The sequence below is a fragment of the Actinomyces sp. MRS3W genome (assembly GCF_032465695.1).
Taxonomy (GTDB): Bacteria; Actinomycetota; Actinomycetes; order Actinomycetales; family Actinomycetaceae; genus Actinomyces.
Genome location: NZ_JAWDJJ010000206.1, coordinates 1 through 21657, shown reverse-complemented (window position 1 = coordinate 21657; position 21657 = coordinate 1). Strand labels below are relative to the sequence as shown.

Genomic DNA, 21657 nt, shown 5'->3' with positions numbered 1-21657 from the left:
GGTCTACGCCGCCCAGGCCCGCCGCTACGCCACCTTTGTGCGCAATCACGACGGCAACGAGATTGTCCGCATCGCCGGCGGCGCCAACGTGGACGACTACGCCTGGACCGACGCGCTCATGCGCGACCTGGTGTGCGATACCTGTCCCAAGTCCGAGCCCGGCCCCTACCAGGCAATCAGCCTGCACTCCTACACCTTCCGCGACACCTTCGAGAACAAGGGCGAGGCCCGCGGCTTCTCCACCGACGAGTGGTATGCCACCTTCGCCAACGCTTGGTGGATGGACGAGCTCATCACTCGCCACTCCACGATCATGGATCGCTACGATCCCTTCCGCAAGGTCGGGCTCGTCGTGGACGAGTGGGGCGCCTGGTGGGATGCGAAACCGGGCACGAATCCGCATTTCCTCCAGCAGGACAACACGCTGCGCGACGCGCTCATCGCCTCGCTGCACTTCGACATCTTCCACCGCCACGCCGAACGCGTCACGATGGCGAACCTCGCCCAGACCGTCAACGTGCTCCAGTCACCGATCCTCACCGACGAGGCCACGGGCCAGCTCATCCTGACCCCCACCTACCATGTCTTCGCCATGAACGTCGGCCACCACGACGCGACCCGGCTCGACGTGCGTTGGGTGGACGACCTGCCCGTCCGTGCCGACGACGGCGCCCGTCCCTTCCCCCTGGTATCGGTCTCCGCCTCCCGCACGCAGACAACGGCGCTCATCTCGGCCACCAACCTCGACGCCGACGCCGCCCACACGATCCGGCTCGATCTGCGCGGCGTCCCCGCCAAGGTGGACAGCGCACTGGTGCTCACCGCCGCTGAGCTCGATGCGCGCAACACCCCCGAGGCGCCCGACGCCGTCGTCCCGGTTGCCTTCAACGACTGGCGCATGGCCGACGGCGTCGTAGAGCTCGCGCTCCCGCGCGCGTCTTACGTGACCGTCTCACTGACACTGGGCAGCTGAGCTCGCGAGAGGCCCCGCCCACAAGTGCCGACGTCGCCATAAACACCCGCATTGACGAGTGCGACGCCCAGGCGCGTCTCTGGCAGGTGCCGCGCAACGTCTACCGCGCCGGAGCGGTCGGCGAGTATCTGCTGGCTCAGCTGGGCCAGGTGCGTGAGGCAGCTACCGCTACACGCCGATTGCGACGGCGCCCGTCATCTCGGTTCACACGCGCGCCCGAGCCGGGCGACCGTGATCGGACGGGAGTGCCCGGAGAACAGTAGCGTCTCGCCCGGGAGCGTCAGCAGCCTGGTCTGGAGGCTCTCATGCAGCTTGTCCGCATCTCCTGTAGGGAAGATGGTCAGTCCGGGCCCGCCCTCGTAGACCGTGTCGCCCACCAGCACAAAACCGGCCTGCTCATAGTAGAAGGCGCATGAATCATCGGTATGCCCGGGAACATGCAGGATCTGAAGCGCGACTTCTGGGTTCGCATCAAGGGTCAGGCGGTCGTCTTGCTGGAACTTTCCCACGCCGCGAACCCGCAAGGGTGCACCGTGCCTGGCAGATAGATTCAGATACGGGTCGCTCAGGTAGCGGTCAGAGTCCGCGTGGGCCAGCACGGGGACGCCCAGGGCATCACGCAGCTCATTCACCGCGCCAATGTGGTCGAAGTGCCCGTGCGTGAGCAGGATGGCCTCCACGGTCCATCCGTGCCCACGCACGGCGCTCAGAAACAGATTCGCCTGGGCGCCAGGGTCAATGAGGAACGCATGTCCCGTCTCCTCGTCGACGACGAAGTACCCATAGGTGGCAAACACCCCCTGAGCCAAAAGCGGGCGAACCTGCACGGTCATCAGAGCGCGCACCCATCCGGGCCACAAGCCCCGCCCTCGGCGGTACCCACCGCGAGCGCCGCGTCGTGCGCGTTCACGAGGACACGGCTCATCTCCTCAACCGGCTGACAGCCAGAGATCACATATTTGCCGTCCACCACGAAAAACGGAACAGCGTTGACGCCCATGACCTGGGCCTCTCGCTCATCGGCACGCACGGCATCGGCGTACTCGTCGCTGGACAGTACGCGTTCGACGTCCGCCTCTGGCAACCCCGCCCGCACAGCCAAACGACGCAGAACAGCATGGTCGGACATGACCTCGTTGTCCACAAAGTAGGCATGGAAGCAAAGCTCCTCGAAGCGGGTATTGCCCAGCTCGTGGGCGAGCTTTGTCAGCCGATGTGCATCGAGCATGTTGGTGTTGCGCGTGGTGGCGTAGTTGAAGTCGATGCCCTCAGCTCGCCCCATCGCACTGATGGAGTCGATGCGCTGGCTGGCTGCCGCCTTGGTCAGGCGGTACTTCCTGGCGAACCGGTCAAGCGTAGTTCCTTGTACCTCACGGGGCGCGTCCGGATAGAGCTCGAAGGCCTTCATCTCCACCTCGACGTCGTTGGTCAGCCCCAGCGAGTCGATCGCCTTGTGTAGGCGGGTCTCGCCGACATAGCAGTACGGGCATGCGAAGTCTGACCAGTAGGTCACCTTCATGTGTTCCTCCTCGTGGTTGCGGTGCGCCGGCACGCGACCCGCGCGTCTGGAGCAACTGTCGCTCACCGCGCTATGGTTTCGCTAGTACTGTCTTTTTCTGTAGTACTAGCAGTGCCAGCGAGAGGAGCAGCATGGACAAGACCCTCAAGATCGAGTGGTGCCCTGCAATTTCGTCCCTGCAGAAGGTCGTCGGCGGCAAGTGGAAGATCGAGATCCTCTTTTACGTCGCCCTGGCCGGGGTCAGGCATTTCGGCCAGTTGAAGCGGTGTCTGCGCGGCATTTCGGACTCGACCCTGTCCAAGCAGCTGCGGGAGCTGGTCGCGGACGACTTTCTGGAGCGTATCGACTACGGCGAGGTACCTCCTCGCGTGGAGTACCGGCTGACCCGGCGCGGAGAGAGTTTCAAGCCTCTTATCCAGGCCATGTGGGACTGGAGCGAGGCGGAGTTCGAGTTTTCGCGTGCCGAGGCCGAGCAGATGCACGCCGCCCGCGAAGCCCTGGGGGTGCCCCAGGTGCGGTGAGGTTCCTCAGCCGCGCGGTACCCGCACGACGACGGCATCGGTGACCCCGAGTTTATCCGCTCCTCCCAGCGGGGTTCCGCCGAGCATGTCGGCCACATCGGCGGAGCTCCCGAGGTCGCGGTTCCCGCGGTTGGTCAGGGTCCAGTAGTCGACCCCATCACCGCGACGAACCGCGGCGATGACCTCGCCGCGCAACGGCTCGGGCAGGTCCGGTTCAATACCGGCGGCCGCGAGCAACTCGGTTACCACGCCGGCCAGGTCCTCGTCCTCCAGGCGCGTGGACACATATGTCGCCGATCCCTCTCCCACCGCGCGCCGCGTGACCGCGGGAGCACCGGCAGCGGCGCCACGCGCCTGTTCATAGCAGCGCAGCACCTGCACGGACGGATCGGTCACCGTCACCTCCTCGCTCCACATGCGGCCGGTGGCACCATTGGAGAGCACGGCAACGTCGCCGTCGAGCAGAGGAGAGAACTCCTCCACACGGATGCCGAGCAGGTCGCGCAGCGCACCGGGGTAGCCGCCGAGAATGACGTGATCGTGCTCGTCCACGGTCCCGGAGAAGTAGGTCGTCACCAGGTGGCTGCCGCCCACGACGGCGGTGCGCAGGCGCTCGGCCAGTTCGGTGGGCACAACGTGCAGCAGCGGGGCGACAATGACGTCGTAGGCGGCCAGATCGTTGTGCGGGGTCACGACGTCGACGCGCAGCCCCGCACTCACCAGGGCCCGGTACCAGTCCAGTGCCTGCCCGCGGTAGTCCAGGCGCGTATGCGGCAGGAACTCCTGGGTGAGCGACCACCAGGACTCGTAGTCGATGACGACCGCCGCGCGAGCGCGCACGGATTGGCTCCCCGCGATTTCAGAGAGGTCCGTCAGTGTCCGCCCCAGAGCGACGACGTCGCGGAACAGGCGGGAGTCCGCCCCGGCGTGCGGCAGTAGCGCCGCGTGATACTTCTCGGCGCCCGCCCGGGAGGCCCGCCACTGGAAGAAGCAGATGGCGTCCGCGCCATGCCCGAGGTGGGTCAGGCTGTCCCGGGCCAGTTCCCCGGGGAGCTTGGGCGGGTTGACAGGGCGCCAGTTGACGGCGGAGGTGGAGTGCTCCATGAGCCACCAGGGTCGGCCGGCCGCGATGGCGGAGGTGAGCGAGGCGGAGAAGGCGAGCTCGTCGATCCCGCCGGGGCGGGAGTCCAGGTAGTGGTCGTTGGAGACGAAGTCGACGTCGTCGGCCCAGCTGGGATAGTCCATCGCGGCGGTGTCGCCCATGACCATGAAGTTGGTGGTGATGGGGATTTCTGGCGTGATGGCCCGCAGCACCTCGCTTTCGGCGCGCAGATAGTTGCGTAGCGCGTCGGAGGAGAACCGGCGGAAGTCGAGCAGCTGGGTGGGGTTGGGTTCGGATGCGGCCAGGCGGGGTGGAAGGATCTCCTCCCACCGGTGGTAGATCTGCGACCAGAAGGCCGTCCCCCAGGCGTCGTTGAGCGCCTCCAGCGTCGCATACCGCTCACGCAGCCAGGCTCGGAAGGCGGCTGCAGCGTCGTCGGAGTAGTCGTAGGCGTTGTGGCAGCCGAGCTCGTTGTTGACGTGCCAGGCGACCAGTGCGGGGTGATTCCCGTAGCGCTCGGCCATGCGCCGGGTCAGCTCCAGCGCATAGCGACGGAACACGGGTGAGGTGGGGCGCCACTGCTGCCTGCCTCCTGGCCAGAGGGTCTCACCCGTGCGGGTCGTGGGCAGTACCTCCGGGTGCTTGGCCGTGAGCCACGCGGGCGGGGAGGCGGTGGAGGTGGCCATGTCGACGTCGATGCCGGCCTGCGCCAGCAGGTCCATGATCCTGTCCAGCCAGCCGAAATCCCACCTGTCCTCATCGGGCTGGATGTGCGCCCAGGAGAAGACCGGCAGGGTGACCACCGTGATCCCGGCTCGCTGCATGAGGGCAATGTCTTCTGCCCAGGTGGTTTCGGGCCACTGATCGGGGTTGTAGTCGGCGCCGAAGTGGATGGCGGTGTCCTCGCGACGCGGACGCCGGGGGAAGCTGGGGCGGGTGGTGTTGCTGTTCATCATGCTCTGTCTGATCGCGGGCCGGTCGTGAGCCGGTCTTTCCGGTGATGTGCGGCGGCGCGCCCAGGAGCTGAGGCATATGCCCCGTCCTGCGGCGCGCCGCCCCTGGGCGGGTCAGGAGACCGTGAAGCCCTGCTGGTTGCCGTAGCTGATGCAGGCCTCCTGCCAGGCGGTCAGGCCGTCGGCAATGGAGGTAGCACCCTTGGACTCATAGGCCTTGCCCACGGAGTCGTTGAAGATGGAGTTGGCGTATGCCTGGAAGGGCAGGAAGGACCAGCCTTCGGTGACGGCTGCGGCGCTGTCGGCGAAGATCTCGTTGGCCTTCTGCCCGCCGAAGTACTCGAACTCGGTGCCCAGGAACTCCTCGCTGGTCAGGTCGGCGGTGGTGGCCGGGAATGCCCCATTCGCGATGCGGCTGGCGACGCCGGCTCCGGCATTGGCGTACTCGATGAAGTGGTAGGCGAGTGCCTGTTTCTCGCTGGCCGCAGTGACGGCGAGGGAGGAGCCGCCCATTTCTGAGGAGGCGTTCTCCCCTGCTGTCCAGGCCGGCAGCGGCGCCACCCGCCATTTGCCGGCAGCCGCCTCCACACCGCCTACGAAGGATGCGGGCATCCAGGCCCCCATGGCGAGGGAGGCGATGGTGCCGTCACCCAGGCCCCGGTACCACTCATCGGACCAGTCGGCGCAGGGGTAGAGTAGTCCCTCCTCGATGAGGGTGGTCCACAGTTCGGCGTACTTCTGGGAGGTCTCCTCGCTGAAGTCGATGCCGACGGTGGTGCCGTCCACCGTGTAGGGGCGGGCGCCGGCCTGCCACAGCAGGGAGAGCGTCTTGACGGCGTCGCCGATGTCGTTGGCGATGTAGTGGTCCGGGTTGGCGGCGTGGATGGCGCGGGCGGCCTCGAGGTACTCCTCCCACGTGGTGGGCACCTCCACCCCCGCCTCGTTGAACACTTCCTCGTTGTAGAACAGGGCCATCGGGCCGGAGTCCATGGGCAGGCCGAAGATGCCATCCTCGGAGGCAACCGATGACCAGGGGCCGGCGGAGTAGGAGTCGGCCAGGTCGGCGGCGCCGAAGGCGGTCAGGTCAGCGAGCGATTCGGACAGGGAGAACTGCGGCAGGGCGTAGTACTCGATCTGGGCGATGTCGGGGATGCCGGATCCGGCGGAGATGGCGTTCTGCAGCGCCGTGTACTCCTCCACGTTCGTGCCCGCGTTGACGAGATCCACCTTGACGTTGGGGAAGGCCTGCTGGTACTCGGCGACGACGTCGGTCAGGGTGGGTTCCCAGGACCAGATGAGTAGTTCGCCGCCGGCCTCGGCTGCGGCGGCGGCCGCCGAGGGATCGACGGAGGCGGCGGTATCGGAACCGGAGTCGGAGCCGCCGCAGGCGGCCAGGGTGAGGGATAGGGCTGAGGTGCCGAGCGCGGTCAGTGCGCCGCGACGGGTGAGAAGAACGGACATGGTGTTGCCTCTTGTCGTGACGGGGTGGAACGTGGTGGGGGATGGTGAATAAGAAGCTTCGCCCCGGGGCGTCCCCGATCGAGGACGAGGCGGGGCGGTCAGGAAACCGTGAAGCCCTGCTGGTTGCCGTAGGCGATGCAGGCTTCCTGCCAGGAGGCCAGGCCGTCAGCAATCGTGGTAGCGCCCTTGGTGGTGTAGGCCTTGCCGACGTGATCGTTGAAGACCGAGTTGGCGTAAACCTGGAAGGGCAGGTACTGCCAGCCCGGGACCACGTCCTTGGCCGCCTGGGAGAGAACCTCATTGGCCTTCTGACCGCCGAAGTACTCGAACTCCTTGCCCAGGAACTCCTCGGAGTCCAGCTCAGCCGTCGTCGAGGGGAAGGCGCCGCCGTCGATGCGGATCTGGATGCCTTCCTCAGCGGAGCAGAACTGCACGAATGAGTAGGCCAGGGCCTGCTTCTCGGAAGCAGCCATGACCGCGAGCGAGGAGCCGCCGTTCTCCGCGCAGGCCGGCGTGTCGGCGTCCCAACGGGGCTGGGGCGCCACGCGCCACTTGCCCGCGGCGTTCGGCACGGAGGAGGTGAAGTTGCCGGGCATCCAGGCTCCAGTGACGAGGGTGGCGATGGTGCCGTCGCCGAGCCCCTGGAACCACTCGTCGGTCCAGCCGGAGATCGGCGCCAGCAGGCCTTCCTTGATGAGGGTGGTCTGAAGCTCGGAGTACTTCTCCGCCTCGGCACCGGAGAAGTCAATGGTGACAGTGGTGCCGTCAACCGTGTAGGGCTTCGCCCCGGCCTGCCACAGTCCGGATAGTGTCGAGCCGGCGTCGCCGGTGTCATTGGCGATGTACTTGGTCGGGTCGGCCTCGTGGATCTTGCGGGCGGCGTCGAGGTATTCATCCCATGTCGTCGGGATCTCGATGCCGAGCTCGGTGAAGACCTCCTCGTTGTAGAACATGGCCATCGGGCCCGAGTCCAGCGGCAGCCCGTACACGCCTTCGCCGGTGTGCACGGAGCTCCACGGCCCCTCGGTGAAGGTGCCCTCGTAGTCGGCGGCACCGAACTGGGTGAGGTCCGCCAGCGACTCGGAGATGGAGAACTGCTGCAGCGCGTAGTACTCGACCTGGGCGACATCAGGGCCGCCCTTGCCCGCGGAGATCGCGTTTTGCAGGGAGGTGTACTGGTCGGCGGAGGTGCCGACGTTCGTGACCGTCACCTTGACGTTCGGGTATTTCTCCATGAACGCCTCAGCGCAGGGCTCAATGGTGTTGTCCCATGCCCACACGAGCAGCTCACCGCCGGCCTCGGCGGCGGACGCGGCGGCCGATGGGTCGGCCTGGACAGCCTCGTCCGACGGCGAGGATTCCGAGCCGCAGGCGGCCAGCGCGGCCGCGCTAGCACCGGCCACGGCGACGGCGGAGGTGGCGCGGAGGAACATTCGACGATCGATCCTCATGAGTTTTCCTTTCCAGATCGCACCTTCATGGTGCTGGTGGGAGTGTTGTGGGTTGTCGGTGTTATCCGAAGAGACCGCGGAGACTGCCACGGGTGGCGGCCCAGCGCCGTCGTCATTCCTTGACGCCGCCGGAAGCAAGACCCGCCTGCCAGAAGCGCTGCAGGCTGAGGAAGGCGGCAATAAGCGGAATGATCGTGAGCAGGGAGGCGGTGATGACCAGGTTGAAGATCGCCTGCCCACCGGCGGTCGCCGCCTGAGCGTTCCAGGCGTTCAGACCAATGGTGAGCGGATACCAGTTGGCGTCTTTGAGCATGATCAGCGGGAGGAAGTAGTTGTTCCAGGTGGCCACGATGGCAAACAGGGCAACCGTGACGATCCCCGGGCCGAGCAGCGGCAGAGCCACTTGCCGGAAGGTGCGGAACTCGCTCGCGCCGTCGATCCGGGCCGCCTCAAGCAGCTCGGTGGGAACGGCGTCGCGCGTGAACTGCCACATGAGGTACAGGCCGAAGGGCGAGATGAGCGACGGGATAATGACCGACCAGGGCGTGTTGGTCAGCCCCAGCTTGGCGAACATAAGGAAGGTGGGCACCGCCAGAGCCGTGCCCGGAACGGCGACGGCACCGATGACGATCGCGAAGACGGCATTCTTGCCGGGGAAGTTGAACTTGGCCAGGCCGTACCCGGCCAGGACCGACAGCAGCACAGAACCGCCGGCCCCCAGGACCACGTACATGAGCGTGTTGAGGAACCAGCGCACGAACTGGCCATTGTTGTAGGTCAGGGTCTCCTTGATGTTGTCCCATAGGGCGAAGTCGTGGCCGAACCACAGCCCGAAGGTGGAGAAGAGGTCGCCCTGGGTCTTGGTGGAGGAGATGAACAGCCACAGCAATGGCAGGTAGGTGTAGATGAGCATGAGGCCCATGACGAGGGTGAGCACCCAGCTCTTACGTGGGTTCTCGACGTTGTAGCCGCGGTGGGCGACGGCGGGCGCAGTGGTTTTCTTGCTCATGGCTCAGTTCTCCCGGTTCCCGCGCAGCTGGACGAGGTAGGCCACGGCCATGGTGATCAGGCCCATGACGATGGCGACGGTGGCCGAGTAGTTGTACTGCTGGCCGGCGAAGGAGAGGTTGTAGGCGTAGTAGTTGGGCGTGTAGTACGTGGTGATTGCGTTGGGGGCCAGGCTCTGGAGGATCGAGGGCTCATTGAACAGCTGGAAGGAGCCGATGATCGAGAAGATCGTGGCGATACCGAGAGCGCCGCGCAATGCCGGGATCTTGATGGCGGTGATGATGCGCCACTCGCTTGCGCCGTCGATCGCGGCGGCCTCGTAAAGGCTGTGCGGGATGGTCTTGAGCGAGGAGTAGAAGATCAGCATGTTGTAGCCGACGAACTCCCAGGTGACGATGTTTCCGATCGACACCAGGATGATGTTGGCGCCCAGGGGGTCGGGGATGTTCACGCCGAGGAAGTCGGACAGGGAGCCGACCAGCCCGAAGCGGTTGCCGTACATGAAGCCCCACATGAGCGCGGCGACCACGGCGGGGACGGCGTAGGGCATGAAGATGGAGATGCGGAAGAAGGCGGTGCCGTGCAGCTTGAGGGAGTCGATCGCCAGCGCCGCTAGCAGCGAGAGCGTGAGCATGATCGGCACCTGGACCACGAGGAACAGCGCCACCCGGCGGAATGCCTCCCAGAACTGCGGGTCGGCCAAGAGCTGGGCGTAGTTGTCCAGCCCGACGAACTGGTTGCCGCCCACCATCCGCTTTTGGAACAGACTCAGGTAGATCGAGTAGAAGATGGGGGCCAGGAAGACGAAGGCGAAGACCACCATGAAGGGGCCGACAAAGCCCCACCCGGTCCAACTGCGTTTACGACGTCTTTCGGGCACCTGATCTTGTTGGGCGGCACCGGGTGTGCTCGCTGCGACGGGGATCGCCGACATCCTTGTCCTTCCGTCTCTGCACTGAGCGGAGTGGCGTGAGAGTGGATGTTTGCGCAATCAGGCGCAGCAACACGGATGGTTGCGCAAACATTATGAACGGGTGTTACCTTGTCACATCACAACCGACCATGTCAACCAACCCACCCCGATACACCGCTTGTTGCTACCCCGGAGGAGATCCCATGCCCAGCCGACGCCGACGTCAGGTCTCGATGGCAGATGTGGCGCAGGCGGCCGGCGTCTCAGCACAAACCGTCTCCCGCGTCTCCAACGGTTATGAGGGAGTTGTTCCCGAGACCCGCGAGCGAGTCATTGCCGCCATGCGGCAGCTCGGCTACCGCCCGAACGCGGCCGCCCGCGCACTCAAACGCGGCAGCTTCCACAACATCGGCGTGGTCATGTTCGATCTGACAACGACGGGGAATACCTCCACCCTCGCTGCGATTTCCGAGTCGGCTTCGGCCTACGGCTACACCGTCACCCTGCTGTCCCCCCAAACCCGCACCTCGGCATCAGTCTCCGGCGCCTTCGACCGCCTGCACGAACTACTGGTCGACGGTGTCATCCTCATCATGGAATCCATGCCCGATGACCCCGAAGGCACCTCCTTCACCCTCCCCGACGTCGATCACCTCGTCGTCGTCGACTCCGCTCTCGGCTCCAACCAAGCCGTCGTCGACACCGACCAGGCCGCAGGCACCCGTTCCGCCGTCGAGCACCTACTGGCACTAGGCCATCAAACCGTCCACCACATCACCGGCCCCGCCCACTCCTATTCGGCGCAGCGCCGCGAAAAGGCATGGCGCGAAGTACTCACCGAAGCCGGACGGCGGATACCCGAGCCCGCCCATGGCGACTGGTCGGCCGCCTCCGGATATCAGGCTGCGCGCGCACTGTTGGAAGACCCGACCTGCACCGCCATCTTCTGCGGCAACGATGAGATGTCACTCGGGCTTCTGCACGCCGCCCAGGACCTGGGTCGACGCGTCCCGGAAGACCTGTCGGTGGTGGGCTTCGACGATATCCCCCTCGCCGCCGACTTCGCTCCCCCACTGACCACCGTGCATCAGGACTTCGCCGGCATGGGCCGGGCCTGCATGGCTCGCCTGGTGCGCATGATGAGTACCGGCGTGGCCGAGATCGGCCAGGAGCTCGTGCCGACCTCGCTGATCGTGCGCGCCTCCACCGCGGCGCCACGGCCGCGATGATAAGCGCCCATGTCCACGGCCACCCTCACGTATACAATGTTGACATGGCCGTTCTTGGCGACCCCATCTCAGTACGGCTCCCTGCAAGCCTGCGCGAGCGCATCACAATGCTTGCCAGTGCCACACGGAGGAGCCAGGGCGATATTGTGCGCGAGGTTCTCGAGCGCAATCTGGAGTCTCTAGAGTGGGAAACGCGCATTGCGCAGCGCTCCGCCGCCCACCGCTCCGGAGTCACCGAGGCCATCCCGGCCGCGCAGGTAGATGAAGAGTTGGGCCTCGTCGGCACTCCCGCGGCCGACGCCCTTGAGGATATTTCATGACTCAGTGGCAGCTCGAGTACGACCGTCACGTCGTGCGCTGGCTGCGTAAGACCGACCCGCAGATAGCCCGACGGATCAGGGATGCGTTGACCGCGGTCGTGCAAACCGGAGATCCTCGCATTCGCGGCAAAGCACTGAGCGGCTCTCTCGCGGGCCTGTGGCGATACCGCATTGGAGACTACCGGGTCATCTGCGACATCTACGACGACCGCCTCGTGGTTCTGGTCATTGAGATCGGCAACCGCGACCACATTTCCGACTGATGCATAGAACACGCGCGACGTGGCGATATCAAGGTTGCACAGGCGCTCTAGCATGGCAACGCCCGGGTGCCCACAGGCGCGTCGCGATAACCGATCCAACCGCCAGCTGTCTTCGCCCTACTTTTGTCCTGCGCTGCGGAGGCTTTCCCTCCGGTGTGCGGCTTGGCAGGCGGGAGTGTCGGCCGCCGGCACGCGCCCGCTGGGCGCCATGCGACCGCGCTGCCGCGCGGTTTCCGGCGCGGCGCTCAGTCTCGGACCTGAACGCGGGGCGCGGCACGGTCCACGAGCTGGTCGACGACGACGAATAAGGTCTGGACCCCGGAAGCTTGAGACGACTACGTCTGGTGGCAATCGCAGGACCCCAAGACGCTCAGGCGCATCAACGTGCTCGTGAAGGACATCGAGCGCGTTGACTCCTTCGAGGGACTCGGCAAGCCGGAGCCGTTGCACAGCAACCTCGCCGGCTTCTGGTCGCGTCGCACCGACGCGCAGAACCGCCTCATCTACCGCGTCGTGGGAGCCAATCTGGAAATTGCCCCCTGCAGATCGCATGACAGGGAGCATTGAGCCTTTCTCATCAGGACGGGAGCGGCGAGGCCCACATGCGGCCGCGCGATTTCTCACCACGCCTACGAACACGAAGAGTATTGACAACCATCGGCATCGGTCAGGAGGCCCGTCGGCCGCCCTATTCGGATCAGACGCACACCCAATTGTGGAGCCCTCACCCAGAATCCGCATGATTCCGCCGATTCAGGATCTCGCGCCGAATAGATGACACCCCTCCGGTGTGCGCCGGAAGCCTCGGCGCACACCGGAGCACCATCACCCCATTCAGTGACATCCACCGACTTCGCGTAATTCCAACGAAAAACCCGATATGGATAGATCTGTCCTGACAACTCCTGTGTGCGCCGGGCGGACGGGGCCGACGCAGTACCGCTCGCCGGCCAAGGTTGGCCGGCGAGCGGTGTTTCGGCACGTCACTTGTGCCGGTTTCGGCACGTCATGAGTGCCGGTCTCGGTGAGGGGGTCAGACGCCGCTGCGGCGCTTGCCGATGATGTCGACGGCCACGGCGAGGACGAGCACGAGCCCCTTAATGGCCTGCTGCCAGGCCGAGTCGACCGCCATAATGGACAGCCCCATATTGAGCACGCCCATGATGAGCGCACCAATGATGGCGCCCGATACCCGGCCAACTCCGCCTGAGACGGCCGCCCCACCGATGTAGGCGGCGGCGATGGCATCCATCTCGTAGAGGTTGCCGGCGGTGGAGACCGCCGCGCCTGCGCGCGAGGTGGTGACGATGGCGGCGAGGGAGGCGAGGAAGCCCATGTTGACGAACACCATGAAGTCAACCCGCCGCACGTTGACGCCCGACAGCCGGGCGGCCCTGAGGTTGCCACCGACGGCGTAGATGTGGCGTCCGAACACGGTCTTGTTCATGACGAAGGAGTAAATGAGGATGACCGCGCCGACGATGACCAGGACAATCGGGGTGCCTCCGGCCGAGTAGGCCAGCAGCATGGTGAAGAAGCCGATGGCAACGGCGAAGACGATGAGGCGCAGCGCGGTTGCCCCGGCCGAGTCCACGGGACGCCCCGCGGCACGATTGCGGCGACGGCTCCGCAGCTGGGTGATCACCAATCCGGCAATCGCCACGAGGCCAATGAGGATGGTGACGCCGTCGTAGTTCTTGAGATAGCCGAGCCAGGCGGGCAGCGACCCGTTGGCAATGCTGATGAAGCTGGACGGCAGGCCGGAAACGGTGCGCTGGACCAGGACCACCGTCAGGCCGCGGAAGATGAGCATGCCGCCCAGGGTGACGATGAAGGCGGGAATCTCCATGATGGCCACCCAGAAGCCCTGCCAGCAGCCGATGAGCAGCCCGATGACGATGGCTGCGACGACGGCCACCGGCCAGGGAATGCCCGCGTTGACCACCATGAGGCCGATAACGCCGCCGATGAATCCGACGATCGACCCGACTGACAGGTCGATGTGGCGGGCGATAATGATCATGACCATGCCGACGGCGAGGATCATGACATAGGCGTTCTGCTGGATGAGGCTGGCGACGTTGTTGGGGGCGAGCAGCAGACCACCGGTGAGGATCTGGAAGAAGATAATGATGGCCACCAGGGCGGCGAGAATGCCGTACTGGCGTAGGTTGCGCCCCAGCGAGTCACGCAGATTGAGCCCCATGCCGGAGGTGCCCTTCGGACGATCCTGCCGGGAGACGGCACCCGACTCCCCAGCGCTGGTTGCACCTGCCTGGTTGACTGATTTAGCCTCGCTCACCGGTTTGCTCCTTCCTGATCCGCGCGCACGGGGGCGTCCTTGTCGATGGTCATGAGTTTCATGAGGTTCTCCTGGGTGGCCTCGGCCCGGGGCATCTGCCCGGTGATCCGGCCCTGGCTCATTGCGTAGATGCGGTCGCAGATCCCCAGCAGCTCGGGGAGCTCGGAGGAGATGACGAGGATCGCCTTACCGGAATCGGCCAGTTGGTTGATGATTTGGTAGATCTCGTATTTCGCGCCGACGTCGATGCCGCGCGTGGGTTCATCGAGGATGAGGACGTCGGGATCGGAGAAGATCCATTTGGCCAGCACGACCTTCTGCTGGTTGCCTCCGGACAGGGAACCGACCGGGGTGGACAGCGAGGTGGTTTTGGTGCGCAGCTCACGCCGATAGCGCTCGGCGACCTCCGCCTCCGCGCCGTCGTCGACGACGCCGTGGGAGGCGACCTTCTCCAGGGCGACGGCGGTCGTATTCGTCTTGACGTCCTGGATGAGGTTGAGGCCCAGCACTTTGCGGTCTTCGGTGACGTAAGCCAGGCCGTTGTCGATGGCCTGCCTAACGGTCGCGGTGGAGATCTCCTTGCCGTCCTTGTACACGGTGCCCGAGATGTCGGTGCCCCAGGCATGGCCGAACACGCTCATGGCCAGTTCGGTGCGGCCAGCCCCCATAAGCCCGGCCAGCCCGACGATTTCGCCCCGCCGCAGGGTCAGTGCGGCGTCGTCGACGACTTTCCGAGTGGTGTCGATGGGGTGGTGCACCGTCCAATTGCGGATCTGCAGTACTTCCTCGCCGACTGTCGACGTGTGCTCGGGGAAGCGGCGGGACAACTCGCGTCCCACCATGAGGCGGATGATTTCATCCTCGTCGATGCTCCCCTCGCCGTGAAGTGGCGCCGTGCGGATGGTACGGCCGTCTCGGATGACGGTGGTGCGGTCGGCAACGCGCGCGATCTCGGCAAGTTTGTGAGAGATCATGACCATGGTGATGCCGCGGTCGCGCAGACCACGCATGAGGTCGAGCAGGTGGGCGGAGTCGTCGTCGTTGAGGGCGGCGGTGGGCTCGTCGAGGATGAGCAGGCGCACGTCCTTGGACAGGGCCTTGGCGATCTCTACCAGTTGCTGCTGGCCGACGCCGAGGTCGGCGATCCGCGTCTGCGGCTGGATGTCGAGGCCAACTTCGCGCAGAAGCTCGCTGGCGGCCTCATTGGTGGCATCCCAATCAATGACGCCGCGAGTGGCCTTCTCGTTGCCCATGAAGATGTTCTCCGCCACGGACAGGTACGGGCTCAGGGCGAGCTCCTGGTGGATGATGACGATGCCGACGGCCTCCGAGTCGCGGATGGAGCGGAACTCGCGCAGTTCGCCGTCGTAGTAGATATCGCCGTCGTAGGTGCCTCGCGGCCATACTCCGGACAGCACATTCATGAGGGTGGACTTGCCGGCGCCGTTCTCCCCGCAGATGGCGTGGATCTCGCCGCGGCGAACCTCGAGGTTGACATCGTCCAAGGCCTTGAAGTCACCGAAGGCCTTGGTGATGTGCCGCATCTCCAACATGGTGTCGGCGGTCATGACAGGCCGACCTCCGCGGCGGTGTAGTAGCCGGAGTCGACGAGGACTTCCTGGACGTTGTCGGCGTCCACGGTGACGGGATCGAGCAGGTAGGAGGGGACGACCTTGAGCCCGTTGTCATAGGACTCGGTGTCGTTGACCTCGACGTCCTGTCCCTGGGCGATCTGGTCGACCATGGTGGCGCAGCGCTCCCCCAGCAGGCGAGTGTCCTTGAAGACGGTCATGGACTGGCGGCCGCCCACGATGTTCTCCACATTCGCCTGGTCGGCGTCCTGCCCGGTCAGCACCGGCCAGTTCTCCCCGCCGTAACCGGCGGAGGCGAGTGCCTGGCTCACCCCCAGGGCGATGGCATCGTTGGGCGCCAGGACGACGTCGACGCGGGTGGTGCTGGAGTAGAAGGAGTTGAGGCGGTTCTCCATCTCCGACTGCGCCGTGGTGTTGGACCAGGCCTGGATGCCGATGGACTGCCAATCGTCCACACTGCTGGGCATCTTGCCCGAGGGGCATACGAGCTTGCCGGACTCGATGTAGGGGGTGAGCGCATCCCAGGCGCCTTCGAAGAAGAAGCGCGCATTATTGTCGTCCGGCGAGCCGGCGAAGGGCTCGAAGTTGAAGGGGCCGGAAGCGCTGTCCAGATCGAGCGCGTCGACGATGTACTGGCCCTGCATGGCGCCGACGTTGTAGTTGTCGAAGGTGACGTAGTAGTCGACCGCCTCGGTGTCCCGGATGAGGCGGTCGTAGGCGATGACCTTGATGCCCTGGCTCGCCGCGTTCTCGAGCACCGGCCCGAGCGCGGAGCCGTCAATGGAGCCGACGACGATGACCGCCGGCGACTTGTTGACCATCGTCTGAATCTGGGAGTTCTGCTGCTCGACCTTGTTGTCCGCGAACTGGAGCTCCACGGTGTAGCCGAGGTCCACCAACAGCGACCTGAGGTTCTCGCCGTCCCGGCTCCAACGCTCGAGATTCTTGGTCGGCATGGACACACCGATGAGGGCGCCTTCACCTCCGTTGACCGTGCCGTAGTAGTCGGCCGTTCGCTCGGCGGTGCATGCCGCCAGGAGTGAGGCAGCGGCTATCGAGCCGCCGGCTACGAACGACCTGCGCGAGATATTCGACATGAGGCCTCCTTGCCGTCAACGGCAGGGGCGACTCTCGCCCCGGCCGTTTTGTTGCAAGGCTAGCTTAATCGTGCGGTGACCTCAAGGAGTGACGTCGCGCCACGCACCGCATCCCGACCATCGCCCCAACATGGCGGCATCCACTCGAGACCCGTCCGTAGAACAAATTCATCACGGTTGCATCTCTGCTCGACGCATGCAAAACTGCTTCACACGACATGGCGATGACATAGGGAGTCACGATGCGCCGTTTCCTGACCGGCACCCCGACCCGACGATGCGCCACAGCCGCAGCGGCTGCGCTGTTGTTGGCGTGCGCACCGCTGACGGCGTGCTCGTCCGACTCGGACGACACGTCGGGTATCCCCACCTACAACCCTGAAGCCGCGGCCTCAGCCAGGGCCTCCGAGTCCGCCGCCGCGGCCGAGGCGTCCGCGTCTGCCGCAGCCTCGGCGTCGGCCGCCGGTGTCGTCACACCGGAGTCTCTGTCCACCGACCGTTACGAGGTCACCTCGATCCCCGAGGACCTGGACGAGCAACAGACGGAGGTGCTCAAGGCCTTCATCAACTACGACCAGGTCACCTGGAACATCTGGTTCACCCGCACCGGCGTCGAAAACGCCAAACCGCTCATGACCGCCGAGTCGTATCAGATCCTCGAAGACAACTATGCGAAGGCTGCAGACGGGCGCACAGACGGGACAATCAAGGTCTCGGTAACCTCGGTGTTCATCACATCCCCTTACGACTCATCGCCTCAAGCCGAAGTCGCAATCTGCGACGACCAGTCAGATCTGGTCGACTATGACCTCGACGGCAATGACGTCAGCAACCCCGAGACTCTGCAAGGACGCTACGAGAAGGTCATCATAATGACTTTGGAGGACGGGATCTGGAAGGCAGTCGAGGAACAAACACTCTCCGCGAACGAGTGCACGGTGTGAGCCATGACCGCTCCAAGCAAACTCCTAACGAACCTGATAGCGCTCTCATGCCTGCTCGCCACAAGTATTGTGGCGTCACCGGTATACGCCGCATACGGTAAGGATACAAATGCAGACAGTACTGCTTCTGGTTCAGTGTCGTCGGGTTCTGACGGTGGGATTTCGATGAAGGTGTCGGTGTCTTACACCTCGGCGGCGACCGGCCAGACCGGTGGGGCATCCGCAACGACCACCGAGCAGATCACCGGCTACGTGCATCCGGTATGCTGGTACATTCAAGGGCCGAGCGGTGCGGAAAAGGCGAAATGGTTCGACTCGGGCAAAGCGGAGGCTAATGTACTACGAAAGGATGGAAACTACGCGGGCAGCGGCGGTCTTGACGAAATGAAATCACACTTCCCCGATTACGCCTCATACGCTGACGATGTCGAAGGACACTGGTATCTACCAGCATGTTCACCGACGTACTACTCCGGAGATGACCAGAGCGAGTACCGTTCAGTTTCCGAAAATTACCTTGATAGCCACGACCCAGTCTACGTTCGCCCTGGCGAAACGCCCCCAGAACCGCTCATTGATGGGGAGACTCTGGCGCGGGCGGCCTGGGATGCAATCACCATCCCCACGGCCACCATCGACTACAACCCCAAAGCCGGAGACAGCCAAGCCACCATCGTGGGCATGGACACCTGGATCTGGGCCACCGGCGACACCCCCTCCCAGGCGACGGTGACCGCCACAGCAGGTTCGGTAACCGCCACCGTTACGGCGACCGCCAACGGCCTGAACCTGGACCCCACCGACGGCGAGGCGGACTGCACCGGCTTCGGCATCCCCTGGAATGAACAAAACGACCGGACGGGCACCGACTGCGTCATCGTCTTCAACCGCTCCTCCGCCCACCTGGAGGACTCGGTCACCCCAGTGGACATCAGCGTCAACTACACCGCTTCCTATACGGCTTCCGACGGCGCCACCGGCAACCTCGGCACCCACACCACGCAGACAACCACCAACATCCCCGTCGCCGAAATCCAAACCCTCAACACCCACCCCACCAAACAACCATGACACCCGTCAAAACGACCCGGCAGACAGAGAAGACACGAAAGGCAGCCACACATGACCGAAGAGGAGAAGCAGGAAGCCATCGCTGAGGTTCTGTCCCAGGTGCAAACTTCTCGAGCCAATCTCGGTCTCGAAGACGGTCAAGGTTCCAACAAGGCGACCAGCCTGGCAGACGATCTGTCGGAGGCGTGGAAGTCGCCCAAGGCCGAGGATTACGAGACAGAGATCATTGAGATCGTCAATTCAATGTACTCCGATTGGGACGGCATAGAAGGTGCACTGAGCGCCACTTGAGGTCACCGCCTCATTCTTCAATCTGCAACCCGTCGCCTACCGCTCCCTCGAAGACAGGAACCTGTTGTGGCCTACATCTATCTGCACGAAGAAGACCTCCAAGCTTTCATCGACAAGCTGAAATCTTACGCCACATCTAACGCCGATGAACTCACCGACGTCCGCAGGGTTAATAATCAGAACGACGACCCCGCAGACATTCGAACAACAATATCGGACTCTTCAACCGCTATGGCACGATCGGCTGCCCTCAACCTCGTGGCCACTAACCTGCAAGTACGACTGGACGAGGCTGTGGAGATGAACTCCAACGGCATCACCCCCATGGACGGCGAGTACATCTCCTACTACCTTCCCGACGACGGCGAGTATGCCGACGACACGGTCGCCAACGTGATGGCCTTCAACAGTCAGTCGGTCGAGAACGGAACGAAGGATGCCGAGGCGCTCCAGCAGGCTCGCAGCAGTCGAGACGGGGTCGCCGAGGATGGTCGCACCGTGGAGCAGATTCTGGATGAGATGGCCAAGCACCAGGATGTGCCCGCCTATGGGGCGTCCGTCGTAGAGGCATTCGGCGGGATGGATAGCTACCTAGCAACCTGCTGCAATTACAGTGGCACTACACCACAGCGAATTCCAGTGGCACCCACATTGATGAGGACAGTGTGGATATGGCAGTAAGCGTATTGGGGCATGTGCTGGCAGCCGCGACGCAGTCCGCAACGACGCCTGATGGCTATAGCTCTTGGTCGGATGCCATGTATGAGTCGGTGACCACAGAGGGACGCCGGGGACGGATGTCAGCACTGAATGCCCTATTGGCGGCCGACGATGCAGTCTACGACACCTCCACCCTGGTGGACCTGGCCGATCGGCTGGAGGACCTGCCCTACGACGGCGCTGGGGCTAGCAGCACCCCGAGCTCAATCTACGGTTGGTACGACGACGAGTACGGGTTCGCGTACAACGAAAGCCTGGCGCTGCAAGGCTACTCAATGGACCCGTTGTACGGGGTGACCATGGCGATGGGCAACAATCCGGAAGCCGCGTTCCAGTATCTCAACCCCGATGGACAGATGAATGATGGGCAGTGGGTACCGGGGGAACAGACCGAGAAACGGTGGAAGCTGCTCACAGACCGCGACTGGGACTCCGACGTCGGTCTGGACGGGTTCACTGCCGCCATGGCCGGGGCTTCATCCATGCGGGGCAGCGACAACGCCGAGACAGCGGCAGCAGCGACCTGGAACGTGGCCCGTTCCATGGAATTCGCGGTCGATGATGTTCCCTTTAAGGAGTACACCGAGACCATGAAGGAAAACCTGTCCGTGGTGCTCGCCAACACCGCCGACCAGGGCATAAACATCGCCACGGGCGGATCGCCGGACGGGTTGGGCCTGTCCGGCGACCAGGACCCTGCTAGCACGTACACCACGCTGATCTACCGAGTCATTGACAACGAGAACGCGGCTGTCACCGTTTCCTCTTCGTTCACCAACGCAGTCATGGACCGCTACCCCGACATCACCGATGTCAACCAACTGGAACACAAGTATCAGGAAGTAGGGAGCGTGTACGGGTACCTCAACGCCATTGGCAGCGAGCGGCTAACGGATCTGGAGGATGCCTCGGCCGCCGAGCAGAAGGCCGCCAAGGATGCCATGGGGACCGCGCTCAGCGTCATGGCCACCGTAATGGGTGCCGGAGGGGTGAGTGGACTCGCCTGGGATGTGGGCAAAACCATCGTCCAGCCGATTGTGGTCGACGAGCTGGTTCCCGGAGATCTGCCCGATATTGATGACCCCATTACCACAACCCGTACCACGTTGCAGTCGCAAGCCTACGCCGAGGCCGTCAACCAAGGACTGTTCACCGACCCTGGGGCCTTCGACCCCGGGTATCTCCAAGATGAGCACAGCGGTGAGCCCTACTCTTGGTATACGGGAAACGAGGACGGCGCCAGCTTCAATCTTGATAACCCGCCGACCAGCGAGCAAAACGACCAGATCCACAATTGGGCCACCGACATCAAGCCCGACCATGATCCCGACAACATAGTTACCGACACAAACGGAGCTATTAGTTCCGGCATCAGTGACGGGCAGAGCAGAATCTTAGGTGAAGACGGGGAAGGAGGTGAGTCGGGTGGAATCGAGATTAAGAAAGACTAGGATGAACACTCCCATCTACTGGAAAAGGTGCGCTCGAGCTGTCATGGCGGCCTACCTGGTCACGGCCACGGCCGCTTGCGGCGTCATTCACGGTTCGGATGAACCCACCCAGGCGACCAGCACCCCGCTGACGGATGAGACCATTTGCGGCGTATTCGCGAACCAGGACCTCCGGGACACCCTCGGCTTCAACACCTACAGATACAGCTACGGCACTGGGCCGGATACGAATGTGAAAACCGGCATGACCGGATACCGCTATAGGTGCAACATAGCATCGAACTCAGATCCATTCGGACTTATAGAGATCTGGTACGGCATCGGCAGCAGCCTGATATTGGCAAGTCACGGCCAGTTGGAGTTCGACGAGATTATTGAAGAGTACCCGGATGCCACCCGTACGACCTTCAACGGCGTAGAGGGAGAAGGCTGGATATGGAACACCGGCGTCGACATTTACGTGGCTGTCGTTGTAC

The 21657-nt window shown here is 64.1% G+C and carries 21 protein-coding genes and 1 pseudogene; 12 read left to right on the top strand and 10 right to left on the bottom strand.

All coding sequences use genetic code 11. The features are described from left to right. A partial coding sequence (locus RWX45_RS07720) for an alpha-L-arabinofuranosidase C-terminal domain-containing protein (protein WP_316023153.1) occupies nucleotides 1-973 on the top strand: 973 nt, incomplete at its 5' end. Nucleotides 974-1167: 194 nt separating this feature from the next. On the opposite strand, the gene RWX45_RS07715 is transcribed toward RWX45_RS07720, so the two are convergent. Next, nucleotides 1168-1806, bottom strand: a complete 639-nt coding sequence (locus RWX45_RS07715) for an MBL fold metallo-hydrolase (protein ID WP_316023152.1) — start codon at nucleotides 1804-1806, stop codon at nucleotides 1168-1170. Further along, on the bottom strand, nucleotides 1806-2492 hold the full coding sequence (locus RWX45_RS07710; protein ID WP_316023151.1) for a DsbA family oxidoreductase: 687 nt from the start codon (nucleotides 2490-2492) through the stop codon (nucleotides 1806-1808). Before RWX45_RS07710 ends, RWX45_RS07715 begins: the two co-directional genes overlap by 1 nt. Nucleotides 2493-2623: 131 nt before the next feature. Between RWX45_RS07710 and RWX45_RS07705 the strand changes: the two genes are divergently transcribed. Beyond that, nucleotides 2624-3013 (top strand): helix-turn-helix domain-containing protein, encoded by a 390-nt coding sequence (locus RWX45_RS07705; protein ID WP_316023150.1) that lies wholly within the window; start codon nucleotides 2624-2626, stop codon nucleotides 3011-3013. A 6-nt stretch (nucleotides 3014-3019) separates the two neighbouring features. Here RWX45_RS07705 and RWX45_RS07700 read toward each other — a convergent pair whose 3' ends face one another. From RWX45_RS07700 to RWX45_RS07680, 5 genes are all read right to left on the bottom strand, one after another. Then, nucleotides 3020-5071, bottom strand: coding sequence for a beta-galactosidase (locus RWX45_RS07700; RefSeq protein WP_316023149.1), 2052 nt, complete (start codon nucleotides 5069-5071; stop codon nucleotides 3020-3022). Between the two features lie 111 nt (nucleotides 5072-5182). Beyond that, the gene (locus tag RWX45_RS07695) at nucleotides 5183-6529 is read right to left on the bottom strand and encodes an ABC transporter substrate-binding protein (protein WP_316023148.1); all 1347 of its coding nucleotides are present in this window, start codon (nucleotides 6527-6529) and stop codon (nucleotides 5183-5185) included. A gap of 98 nt (nucleotides 6530-6627) precedes the next feature. Next, on the bottom strand, nucleotides 6628-7980 hold the full coding sequence (locus RWX45_RS07690) for a sugar ABC transporter substrate-binding protein (protein ID WP_316023147.1): 1353 nt from the start codon (nucleotides 7978-7980) through the stop codon (nucleotides 6628-6630). A 112-nt stretch (nucleotides 7981-8092) separates the two neighbouring features. Then, the gene (locus RWX45_RS07685; RefSeq protein WP_316023146.1) at nucleotides 8093-8989 is read right to left on the bottom strand and encodes a carbohydrate ABC transporter permease; all 897 of its coding nucleotides are present in this window, start codon (nucleotides 8987-8989) and stop codon (nucleotides 8093-8095) included. Between the two features lie 3 nt (nucleotides 8990-8992). Continuing rightward, nucleotides 8993-9922: a sugar ABC transporter permease gene (locus RWX45_RS07680; protein ID WP_316023145.1), complete on the bottom strand. Its 930-nt coding sequence runs from the start codon at nucleotides 9920-9922 to the stop codon at nucleotides 8993-8995. A gap of 182 nt (nucleotides 9923-10104) precedes the next feature. Here RWX45_RS07680 and RWX45_RS07675 point away from each other — a divergent pair, with 182 nt between their 5' ends. The 4 genes and pseudogenes from RWX45_RS07675 to RWX45_RS07660 form a co-directional block, all read left to right on the top strand. Continuing rightward, a complete protein-coding gene (locus RWX45_RS07675) occupies nucleotides 10105-11130 on the top strand; it encodes a LacI family DNA-binding transcriptional regulator (protein WP_316023144.1) in 1026 nt (341 codons plus the stop codon). A 44-nt stretch (nucleotides 11131-11174) separates the two neighbouring features. After that, the gene (locus RWX45_RS07670; protein WP_316023143.1) at nucleotides 11175-11450 is read left to right on the top strand and encodes a ribbon-helix-helix protein, CopG family; all 276 of its coding nucleotides are present in this window, start codon (nucleotides 11175-11177) and stop codon (nucleotides 11448-11450) included. Continuing rightward, nucleotides 11447-11713, top strand: coding sequence for a type II toxin-antitoxin system RelE/ParE family toxin (locus RWX45_RS07665; protein WP_316023142.1), 267 nt, complete (start codon nucleotides 11447-11449; stop codon nucleotides 11711-11713). Before RWX45_RS07670 ends, RWX45_RS07665 begins: the two co-directional genes overlap by 4 nt. A gap of 309 nt (nucleotides 11714-12022) precedes the next feature. Continuing rightward, nucleotides 12023-12280: pseudogene (locus tag RWX45_RS07660) on the top strand (Txe/YoeB family addiction module toxin); the annotation flags it as partial. Between the two features lie 466 nt (nucleotides 12281-12746). Here the strand turns inward: RWX45_RS07660 and mmsB are convergent. From mmsB to chvE, 3 genes are read right to left on the bottom strand one after another with little or no spacing between them, the layout of a single operon-like run. Beyond that, nucleotides 12747-14015, bottom strand: coding sequence for a multiple monosaccharide ABC transporter permease (mmsB, locus tag RWX45_RS07655; RefSeq protein ID WP_316023141.1), 1269 nt, complete (start codon nucleotides 14013-14015; stop codon nucleotides 12747-12749). Beyond that, nucleotides 14012-15583 carry a multiple monosaccharide ABC transporter ATP-binding protein gene (gene mmsA / locus RWX45_RS07650; protein ID WP_316023140.1) on the bottom strand — a complete coding sequence of 524 codons (1572 nt, stop codon included), beginning with the start codon at nucleotides 15581-15583 and terminating at the stop codon, nucleotides 14012-14014. The genes mmsB and mmsA overlap by 4 nt, the downstream gene beginning before the upstream one ends. Then, nucleotides 15580-16704 (bottom strand): multiple monosaccharide ABC transporter substrate-binding protein, encoded by a 1125-nt coding sequence (gene chvE, locus RWX45_RS07645; RefSeq protein WP_316023139.1) that lies wholly within the window; start codon nucleotides 16702-16704, stop codon nucleotides 15580-15582. The genes mmsA and chvE overlap by 4 nt, the downstream gene beginning before the upstream one ends. 242 nt (nucleotides 16705-16946) lie before the next feature. Here chvE and RWX45_RS07640 point away from each other — a divergent pair, with 242 nt between their 5' ends. From RWX45_RS07640 to RWX45_RS07615, 6 genes are all read left to right on the top strand, one after another. After that, the gene (locus RWX45_RS07640) at nucleotides 16947-17648 is read left to right on the top strand and encodes a hypothetical protein (RefSeq protein ID WP_316023138.1); all 702 of its coding nucleotides are present in this window, start codon (nucleotides 16947-16949) and stop codon (nucleotides 17646-17648) included. A gap of 3 nt (nucleotides 17649-17651) precedes the next feature. Then, nucleotides 17652-18719, top strand: a complete 1068-nt coding sequence (locus RWX45_RS07635) for a hypothetical protein (RefSeq protein WP_316023137.1) — start codon at nucleotides 17652-17654, stop codon at nucleotides 18717-18719. A gap of 51 nt (nucleotides 18720-18770) precedes the next feature. Beyond that, a complete protein-coding gene (locus RWX45_RS07630; RefSeq protein WP_316023136.1) occupies nucleotides 18771-19010 on the top strand; it encodes a hypothetical protein in 240 nt (79 codons plus the stop codon). Between the two features lie 66 nt (nucleotides 19011-19076). Further along, complete coding sequence (locus RWX45_RS07625) at nucleotides 19077-19691, top strand: DUF6571 family protein (protein WP_316023135.1); 615 nt, start codon at nucleotides 19077-19079, stop codon at nucleotides 19689-19691. Next, nucleotides 19682-21181: a DUF6571 family protein gene (locus tag RWX45_RS07620; protein ID WP_316023134.1), complete on the top strand. Its 1500-nt coding sequence runs from the start codon at nucleotides 19682-19684 to the stop codon at nucleotides 21179-21181. Before RWX45_RS07625 ends, RWX45_RS07620 begins: the two co-directional genes overlap by 10 nt. 1 nt (nucleotide 21182) lies before the next feature. After that, nucleotides 21183-21657, top strand: a 475-nt coding sequence (locus tag RWX45_RS07615) for a hypothetical protein (protein ID WP_316023133.1), incomplete at its 3' end; no start/stop codon positions are given.

What these genes read in the sequence shown, in the direction of transcription:
- RWX45_RS07715 (WP_316023152.1), bottom strand. Translation starts at nt 1,806, where the DNA reads ATGACCGTGCAGGTTCGCCCGCTTTTGGCTCAGGGGGTGTTTGCCACC.
- RWX45_RS07710 (WP_316023151.1), bottom strand. Translation starts at nt 2,492, where the DNA reads ATGAAGGTGACCTACTGGTCAGACTTCGCATGCCCGTACTGCTATGTC.
- RWX45_RS07705 (WP_316023150.1), top strand. Translation starts at nt 2,624, where the DNA reads ATGGACAAGACCCTCAAGATCGAGTGGTGCCCTGCAATTTCGTCCCTG.
- RWX45_RS07700 (WP_316023149.1), bottom strand. Translation starts at nt 5,071, where the DNA reads ATGATGAACAGCAACACCACCCGCCCCAGCTTCCCCCGGCGTCCGCGT.
- RWX45_RS07695 (WP_316023148.1), bottom strand. Translation starts at nt 6,529, where the DNA reads ATGTCCGTTCTTCTCACCCGTCGCGGCGCACTGACCGCGCTCGGCACC.
- RWX45_RS07690 (WP_316023147.1), bottom strand. Translation starts at nt 7,980, where the DNA reads ATGAGGATCGATCGTCGAATGTTCCTCCGCGCCACCTCCGCCGTCGCC.
- RWX45_RS07685 (WP_316023146.1), bottom strand. Translation starts at nt 8,989, where the DNA reads ATGAGCAAGAAAACCACTGCGCCCGCCGTCGCCCACCGCGGCTACAAC.
- RWX45_RS07680 (WP_316023145.1), bottom strand. Translation starts at nt 9,922, where the DNA reads ATGTCGGCGATCCCCGTCGCAGCGAGCACACCCGGTGCCGCCCAACAA.
- RWX45_RS07675 (WP_316023144.1), top strand. Translation starts at nt 10,105, where the DNA reads ATGCCCAGCCGACGCCGACGTCAGGTCTCGATGGCAGATGTGGCGCAG.
- RWX45_RS07670 (WP_316023143.1), top strand. Translation starts at nt 11,175, where the DNA reads ATGGCCGTTCTTGGCGACCCCATCTCAGTACGGCTCCCTGCAAGCCTG.
- RWX45_RS07665 (WP_316023142.1), top strand. Translation starts at nt 11,447, where the DNA reads ATGACTCAGTGGCAGCTCGAGTACGACCGTCACGTCGTGCGCTGGCTG.
- mmsA (WP_316023140.1), bottom strand. Translation starts at nt 15,583, where the DNA reads ATGACCGCCGACACCATGTTGGAGATGCGGCACATCACCAAGGCCTTC.
- chvE (WP_316023139.1), bottom strand. Translation starts at nt 16,704, where the DNA reads ATGTCGAATATCTCGCGCAGGTCGTTCGTAGCCGGCGGCTCGATAGCC.
- RWX45_RS07640 (WP_316023138.1), top strand. Translation starts at nt 16,947, where the DNA reads ATGCGCCGTTTCCTGACCGGCACCCCGACCCGACGATGCGCCACAGCC.
- RWX45_RS07635 (WP_316023137.1), top strand. Translation starts at nt 17,652, where the DNA reads ATGACCGCTCCAAGCAAACTCCTAACGAACCTGATAGCGCTCTCATGC.
- RWX45_RS07630 (WP_316023136.1), top strand. Translation starts at nt 18,771, where the DNA reads ATGACCGAAGAGGAGAAGCAGGAAGCCATCGCTGAGGTTCTGTCCCAG.
- RWX45_RS07620 (WP_316023134.1), top strand. Translation starts at nt 19,682, where the DNA reads ATGGCAGTAAGCGTATTGGGGCATGTGCTGGCAGCCGCGACGCAGTCC.